Below are 6,902 nucleotides of genomic sequence, written 5' to 3'. Positions count from 1 at the left end.
GGAAAAGCTCTGGAAAGTAAAAAAGAAAACCCTATTTTGAATGATAAGAAAGCCATTGAAATTGTTGAACAAATTGATTATGATTTTAATTCATTAAAAATCCCCGAAAAAACAAACATAATGTTATGTATTCGGGCAAATCTTATTGATGAAAGTTTACCAGAAAATGAGATTAATATATTAGATTTTGATGATTGTTCTTATTATTGGTATGTTGCAGATATTGCCTTTGCTTTAAGAGATTTATTTGAAGAAAAAATTATATAAAAGATAGATATAAGGTGGAGATAATATGAAAGAGCATATTAGAGAGGATATTAGAAATAAAATATATTATGAACTGAAAGATAAATATAATGTTAGTAATTTAAAAGAATTAAATGGATACCAAAATTTTGTTTATGAAGGAATTATAGATAATAAAAGTTATATATTGCGTTTAAGTCATCCCTCTCATAGAAATAAAATTGAACTAAAGGAAGAAATAAAATTTATAAAGATTTTGGATGATTATAATGTACCAATTGCTAAACCTTTAAAAATATTATCCAATAAGTTTATAGAAGAAATTGAAAGTAATGAAGAATTATATTTTCTTACAGTTTTTGAGAAAGCTAAAGGTGTGGATTGGAATAAAAAAGAGCATACTGATCAGAATTTTTATAATGCAGGGAAAGCATTAGGTAAAATACACAAAGCTTCAAAAAATACAAATATTAAATTTAAAAGAGATAGCTGGGATGATAATCAATATTTAGAAATAGCTGAAAATGTTATTCCAGATAAAAAAATCATTAAGAATTTGGAAGAATTTAAAGAAGGATTAGGTGAATTGCCTACTAATAAAGATTCTTATGGATTAACTCATGGTGATTATTTTTTTGGTAATTTAATATATGATAATGATAAAATCACAGTAATAGATTTTGATGAATGTGAGTATAATTGGTTTATATATGATATTGCAGTATATTTATTTTATTATCTTTTAGGTGGAGATCCAAAAAATATGGATATTGAATATAATAAAAAACTTTTTAAAAAATTTATTACTGGTTATAAGCAAGAGAATGAAATTGATATTTTTTGGATTGAAAAATTACCTTTGTTTTTTAGATTGCGAGAATTTATTTTATTAAGTTCTATATATAGAAGTTATTATCCAGAATTAGGAAATTGGCAGAAAGATTATATAGAAGCAGCTGAGTATCGTATAAAAAATGATATACCCTTTGTTGATATAGATTATAATAAGCAAATTACTTTATTTGCTAATTGAGTTTATTACAGAAAGTATACCTCAAATCTTTGGGATAATTAATTCAGGACAGTTAATGAAAGTAGAAATAATTGCAGGCATTATAATTTTAAAATATATAATGGAGTGATTTAAAATTATGAATAGAAATAAGGGGCAAGATATATCTTTTCCTGTTGGTTATTTTAATTTTAATGAAAAACAAGTGTTTAATTTTCAACTTAATCGCTGGTATTCATTGGGGTTTGCAAATTTTGAAGATTTTAAAATGATTGGGAAAAAAATTGATTCATTTAAAAAATGGAAAGCAGAAATGAGAAAATTTGCAGAAAAAGCTATTTCAGAAGACAAAGTTATGAATGCGGCTATTTATTATCGTGCAGCTGAATTTTATACATTCGAGAAATTTGAAAAGGAATATTTATATGATAAATTTTCCGAGTTATTTTATAAAGCTATTGTGGAGGATAAAAAAGAGATACTTGAAGTACCATATGAGTCTGGATATATACCTGTAATTAGATTAATACCTGAAAAAGAGAAAAAAGGGACAATACTATTACATGGTGGTTTTGATTCTTTTATTGAAGAGTTTTATTATATGATGAAATACCTTAGAGATTATGGTTTTGAAGTTTTAGGTTTTGAAGGGCCTGGCCAGGGGAAAGTTTTAATAAAGCAAGGATTAGCTTTAGACTATAGGTGGGAAAAACCTGTTAAAACGATTTTAGATTATTTTGATATAGATAATGTATCCATTTTTGGAATTTCTATGGGAGGGTGGTTTTGTTTAAGAGCTTCGGCATTTGAGCCCCGGATCAAAAATGTAATAGCTACTGGTCATGCAATAGATTATATGAAAATCCCACCGGCTATTGCTCGTTGGTTAATGATCTTTTTCATTAAATTTTTTAGAGATTATACAATAAAATCCTTTAAAAAACAAGTTAAAAAAGGTGGGAAGAAAAGTTGGGAGATAAGAAATTTGATGCATATTACTCAAAATGATAATCCAGTTGAAGCATTTGAATATGCAATGAACTTGAATGAATCAAATCTTTATTCAGAATTAGTCAAGCAAAATGTTTTTTTGATGACAGCTAAAAATGATCATTTTATTCCATTTAAAATGCACAAAATGCAAAAAAGGGCGTTAACTAATGTGAAGTCACTTACTGAAAGAGTATTTACAAAAGATGAACAAGCTGATAATCATTGTCAAATAGGTAATATACAGCTTATGCTGGATACAGTTATAGATTGGTTAGATGATAAATGTTAAATTATAATTTGGGGATAAAAATTGAGTACAAATGAATATGATGATAATATGAGACCAGATAGTGAATTTATTTAAGTACTGGGATCTTCCTGCAGAATCAGTTATTAAATTTCAATTTGAAAAAGATGGAAAACAATTGGATGATAATGAAGTTGATTTTATAAAGAAAGAAATAAAAAAATATAAAAAAGAACTATATGTAGAAGCAAAGGAAGGTCATTCGATTCTTGCTAAAGATTTAAATGAATATATGAAATTAAAGAATTTGTATGATATTGAAAAGAAAACAGCTGAAATTGCTTTAGTCAAAAATGGAGGTAATAAATGGATAAAGCAAAGTGTAAAGAAAGATGTATAGAATATATGAATAAACTATGTATCAAAATAGCAGAAAGAGTTGTTGGTAGTGAAGGCAACAGGCAGGCAAGCGATTATTTTGAGAAAAAATTAAATTTTTTCGGCTGGCAAACAATATCCCAGGAGTTTAGTGCAATTGACTGGAAAAACGGTGGAGCAGTTTTGCAAGTTAATAACCAAGATTATAGGGTTAAAGTGAGTCCGTATTCACTTGGTTTTCAAGGGACAAGCCAATTAAAAAGTGTATCAATGATATCAGAATTAGAAAATGGAAATTTTAAGGATAAAATTCTTTTAATTCATGGAGAACTAGCAAAAGAACAGCTTATGCCCAAAAATTTTGTTTTTTATAATCCTGAAGAACATCAAAGGATAGTAGCAGCAATAGAAAAATCAGGGGCTTCAGCAATTATTTGTGCAACAAATAGAAATACTTCGCTTGCAGGAGGAGTTTATCCTTTCCCACTTATCGAAGATGGGGATTTTGATATTCCTTCGGTATATATGACAGAAGAAGAGAGTAAAAAAATTATTAGTTTTGTTGGAAAAAATGTTTCCCTGAAAATTTCATCTAAAAGAATATCCAGCTATGGATACAATGTTGTTGGAAGTATTGGAGCAGTAGGTAATAAAAGAATTGTTGTTACAGCTCATATAGATTCTAAAAAAGGGACGCCCGGTGCAACTGATAATGCTACAGGTATAACTGTTTTACTAATACTTGCAGAATTGTTACAAAATTACGACGGAAATAAACAAATAGAATTGGTTGCATTCAATGGTGAAGATTATTATGCAGTTCCTGGCCAGATGAAATACATTGAAGAAAACAAAGGAAATTTTGAAAGTATTTTACTTAACATTAATATTGATGGTGCAGCTTATGAACAAGGGAAAACCACCTTTTCTTTTTTTGATTTACCAGAAAAATTAAAAAATCTGGCATTGAGTAGTATTAAGGATTATCAGAATGTAAAAGAAGGAGTACAATGGGAACAGGGCGATCATAGTATCTTTTTACAACATGATATACCAGCAATTGCAGTTTCCTCGGAATGGTTTACAGAAAGTGATAAAAGTCAGGATATTACTCATACAAAAAAAGACAATATCGGTATAGTGGACATTGATAAAATAATTGAAATTGTAGATATACTAATCAATATTATTAAGGACATTTAGTTTAGTGAGAAGCATAATCGAATGGAGGAATAATTTATGAGTAATATTATATATAAAATTGCCAGAACCAAAAAGGATTTTGAAGGTTTAAAAAATATGATTAAGAAAATATTTGATCAAGAGGTATATGAATTAGCTGACGATCTATTTTATAGATCACCAAAAAAAGAAGATAATATTTACTTTTATGCTTATGATCAGCTAAAAGAGAAGTATGTTGGTATTTTATGCCTACTTGATACACCAGTAAAATACGGTGATGTTATTTTAAAAACAGCAGAATATGGTATTGCAGGTACTCTTGCTGAATATCGTGGTCAGAAAATAAATAATAAATTAACTGAGATGTTTTTTGAAAAATGTAAAGAGTTAAATTATAATTTAGCAGTAATTGAAGGAATTCCTTATTTTTATAGGCGTTATGGATTTAATTATGCAGTGGAAATGACTAATGAAAAAATAGATCTTTTTGATCTTGATCTCAATAATAATAATAATTTAAAATTAAGAAAAGCTGAAAGTAAAGATATTGATTTTTTAATTAAATCATATAAAAATACTGTTGATAGTTATGATTTATGTAAAATAAAAGATAGAAAAATTATTAAAGCTCAATTAAATAATTATCTTTCTGATCCGGTTAAAAAAGATTATTATATTATCGAGAATTTAGAGAATAAAATAGGTTACTTAACTATGGATATAGGAGATGAAATTCATATTTCCGATATATCAAATAATCTTACTTTTGATCAATATGAGTCACTTATAAAATATTTTAAAGATGAAGGACATAAAAAAATAACTACAGATTTAAAAGAAAATAATAAGTTTGTTAAATATCTTAAAAGTATTGGCTCTACAGGTGGAAGATGGTATTCATATCAATTAAAAATAATTGATGAATTTAAGTTGTTAAATAAAATAAAACCTATTTTAGAAAAAAGAATTAAAAATACTATTTATAGTAATGAAGAATTAACCTTAAATTATGATAATTATAAAGAAATGATACAAATTAAAATTAATAATGGTAAAATTAATTTGCAGAAGTTGAATAGAGATGAGTTGGATAGTGATTTAGCTTTTACTCCACAGGGAGCGGTGAAGTTATTTTTTGATGAAAAACAAATTGAAGAAATTACAGATTTTTTACCTGACTGTTATGTTAAAGATAAATATAAAGATATTGTAAAAGAATTATTTACTAATATGAAAGGTCACTTTTATGTTAACTATTAAGTAGTTATGAGAGGAGTTTTTTAAATGAGAAAAATAAATAAGTATTTATACTGGGCGCCAAGAATCCTGAGTATTCTTTTTATTTGTTTTTTATTTTTATTCTCATTAGATGTTTTTTCTCCTGAACTAAGTTTTTCAGAGCAAATGCTAGGATTTTTTATTCATAATATTCCTGTTTTGATATTAATAGTGGTATTAATAATTAGCTGGAAAATAGAGATAGTTGGAGGAATAGTCTTTATTGCAGGTGGATTATATTATATATTCATGATAATTGGAAGAGTAGAAATAACTACACTTTTCATCTGGAGTTTAACAATTGCAGGGCCTGCTTTTTTAATAGGAATACTTTTTATTCTTAACTGGATTAAAAAGAGACAGTAAGTATACTAATATATATTTTATGAGGTGTTTTTTAGATGAATTATGAAATTAAGAAAATGAAAAAAACAGATTGGAATCAGGTCAAAAAAATATATGAAAAGGGAATAAAAAGCGGTGATGCAACTTTTGATAATAATCCCCCTAATTGGAAAGAATGGGATAAAGGTCATTTTAAAAAATGTAGATTGGTTATCAAAAATAAAGAAAAAATTTATGGCTGGGCTGCTTTAAGTCCAGTTTACAAAAAGAAAGCTTATGAAGGAGTTGCAGAAGTAAGTATTTATATAGATCCTGAATACCAGGGGAATGGATTTGGGAAAAAATTATTAAAATCATTGATAAAAAAATCAGAAGATGCTGGATTTTGGACTTTAGAAGCAAAAATATTTCCAGAAAATGAAATAAGTATATATCTCCATAAAAAATTTGGGTTTAGATTAATTGGTATTAGAGAAAAATTAGGTAAAAGTTCAGAAGGAAATTGGAGAGATGTAGCTTTATTAGAAAGAAGAAGTTCTAAATTTTAGATAATTTAATCTCAATATAGTTATAAACATTTGACAAAAAATATACTATTGGATATAATTTTAGTAAATGAAAATCAGTTTCAATTAATTTTAATAATCTTGCCTTTAAATTTAAAAAGAGGTGAAAATATGAATAGAAAAGAGATTTTAAATTTAGATGAAGATAAGTTAATTAATTCAATTAATGAAAAATTTGAAACTAATATTAAAAATTTAGAAGACACTGATTTTTTATCTGAAATTTGGAATATAGTAGAAAATTTGATGGAAGAAGGTTGGAGAATAAATATAATTGCTGAAGATGATTTAAAACAGGTGGATGGAATATTAATTAATGATGGTAGACCTGAAACTATATTTGCTCAATATGGTAAAGTGCCTGACTTTGATAGTATAGCAGAAGGCATTTGCAAAACAGCATTAATAATCAAAGAAGAAAAACTAGAAAAAGTATATAAATAATTTTTAAAAATTTATATAACTCACCTTTAACTGCTAAAGATTAATTAATCTTTAGCAGTTTTATTTTTTTATAAAATTTTATATAATATATTTTGAAGAGAGTAAAAAAGGAGTGATTTAATGATTTTAGGAATAGATGTTGGAGGAACCCATACAGATGGAGTTCTTGTAAAAAAAGAAATTACAGGCTCTGAACTGCAATATAATA

General features: G+C 26.4%; 9 protein-coding genes. All 9 read left to right on the top strand.

Annotated features, from left to right (window positions below; all coding sequences use genetic code 11):
* Positions 1–267, top strand: a 267-nt coding sequence (locus VJ881_10995) for a hypothetical protein (protein ID HKL76579.1), incomplete at its 5' end; no start/stop codon positions are given.
* 25 nt (positions 268–292) lie between these two features.
* Positions 293–1,279 (top strand): phosphotransferase, encoded by a 987-nt coding sequence (locus VJ881_10990; GenBank protein HKL76578.1) that lies wholly within the window; start codon positions 293–295, stop codon positions 1,277–1,279.
* Positions 1,280–1,397: 118 nt separating this feature from the next.
* Complete coding sequence (locus VJ881_10985) at positions 1,398–2,540, top strand: alpha/beta fold hydrolase (protein ID HKL76577.1); 1,143 nt, start codon at positions 1,398–1,400, stop codon at positions 2,538–2,540.
* 61 nt (positions 2,541–2,601) lie between these two features.
* A complete protein-coding gene (locus VJ881_10980; GenBank protein HKL76576.1) occupies positions 2,602–2,898 on the top strand; it encodes a hypothetical protein in 297 nt (98 codons plus the stop codon).
* Positions 2,865–4,079 (top strand): M28 family peptidase, encoded by a 1,215-nt coding sequence (locus VJ881_10975; GenBank protein ID HKL76575.1) that lies wholly within the window; start codon positions 2,865–2,867, stop codon positions 4,077–4,079. Before VJ881_10980 ends, VJ881_10975 begins: the two co-directional genes overlap by 34 nt.
* Before the next feature lie 36 nt (positions 4,080–4,115).
* Entirely contained in the window at positions 4,116–5,321 is a 1,206-nt protein-coding gene (locus VJ881_10970) for a GNAT family N-acetyltransferase (GenBank protein HKL76574.1), read from the top strand.
* 24 nt (positions 5,322–5,345) lie between these two features.
* On the top strand, positions 5,346–5,705 hold the full coding sequence (locus VJ881_10965) for a hypothetical protein (GenBank protein ID HKL76573.1): 360 nt from the start codon (positions 5,346–5,348) through the stop codon (positions 5,703–5,705).
* Positions 5,706–5,740: 35 nt separating this feature from the next.
* Positions 5,741–6,232 (top strand): GNAT family N-acetyltransferase, encoded by a 492-nt coding sequence (locus tag VJ881_10960; GenBank protein HKL76572.1) that lies wholly within the window; start codon positions 5,741–5,743, stop codon positions 6,230–6,232.
* 129 nt (positions 6,233–6,361) lie between these two features.
* A complete protein-coding gene (locus VJ881_10955) occupies positions 6,362–6,694 on the top strand; it encodes a hypothetical protein (protein ID HKL76571.1) in 333 nt (110 codons plus the stop codon).
* The last annotated feature ends 208 nt before the right edge of the window (positions 6,695–6,902 follow it).

This window comes from Halanaerobiales bacterium (genome assembly GCA_035270125.1).
Lineage (GTDB): Bacteria > Bacillota > Halanaerobiia > Halanaerobiales > DATFIM01 > DATFIM01.
Note: the sequence above shows the minus strand (reverse complement) of the source record. Positions and strands in the feature narration are given on the sequence as shown.

What these genes read in the sequence shown, in the direction of transcription:
- VJ881_10990 (HKL76578.1), top strand. Translation starts at nt 293, where the DNA reads ATGAAAGAGCATATTAGAGAGGATATTAGAAATAAAATATATTATGAA.
- VJ881_10985 (HKL76577.1), top strand. Translation starts at nt 1,398, where the DNA reads ATGAATAGAAATAAGGGGCAAGATATATCTTTTCCTGTTGGTTATTTT.
- VJ881_10975 (HKL76575.1), top strand. Translation starts at nt 2,865, where the DNA reads ATGGATAAAGCAAAGTGTAAAGAAAGATGTATAGAATATATGAATAAA.
- VJ881_10970 (HKL76574.1), top strand. Translation starts at nt 4,116, where the DNA reads ATGAGTAATATTATATATAAAATTGCCAGAACCAAAAAGGATTTTGAA.
- VJ881_10965 (HKL76573.1), top strand. Translation starts at nt 5,346, where the DNA reads ATGAGAAAAATAAATAAGTATTTATACTGGGCGCCAAGAATCCTGAGT.
- VJ881_10960 (HKL76572.1), top strand. Translation starts at nt 5,741, where the DNA reads ATGAATTATGAAATTAAGAAAATGAAAAAAACAGATTGGAATCAGGTC.
- VJ881_10955 (HKL76571.1), top strand. Translation starts at nt 6,362, where the DNA reads ATGAATAGAAAAGAGATTTTAAATTTAGATGAAGATAAGTTAATTAAT.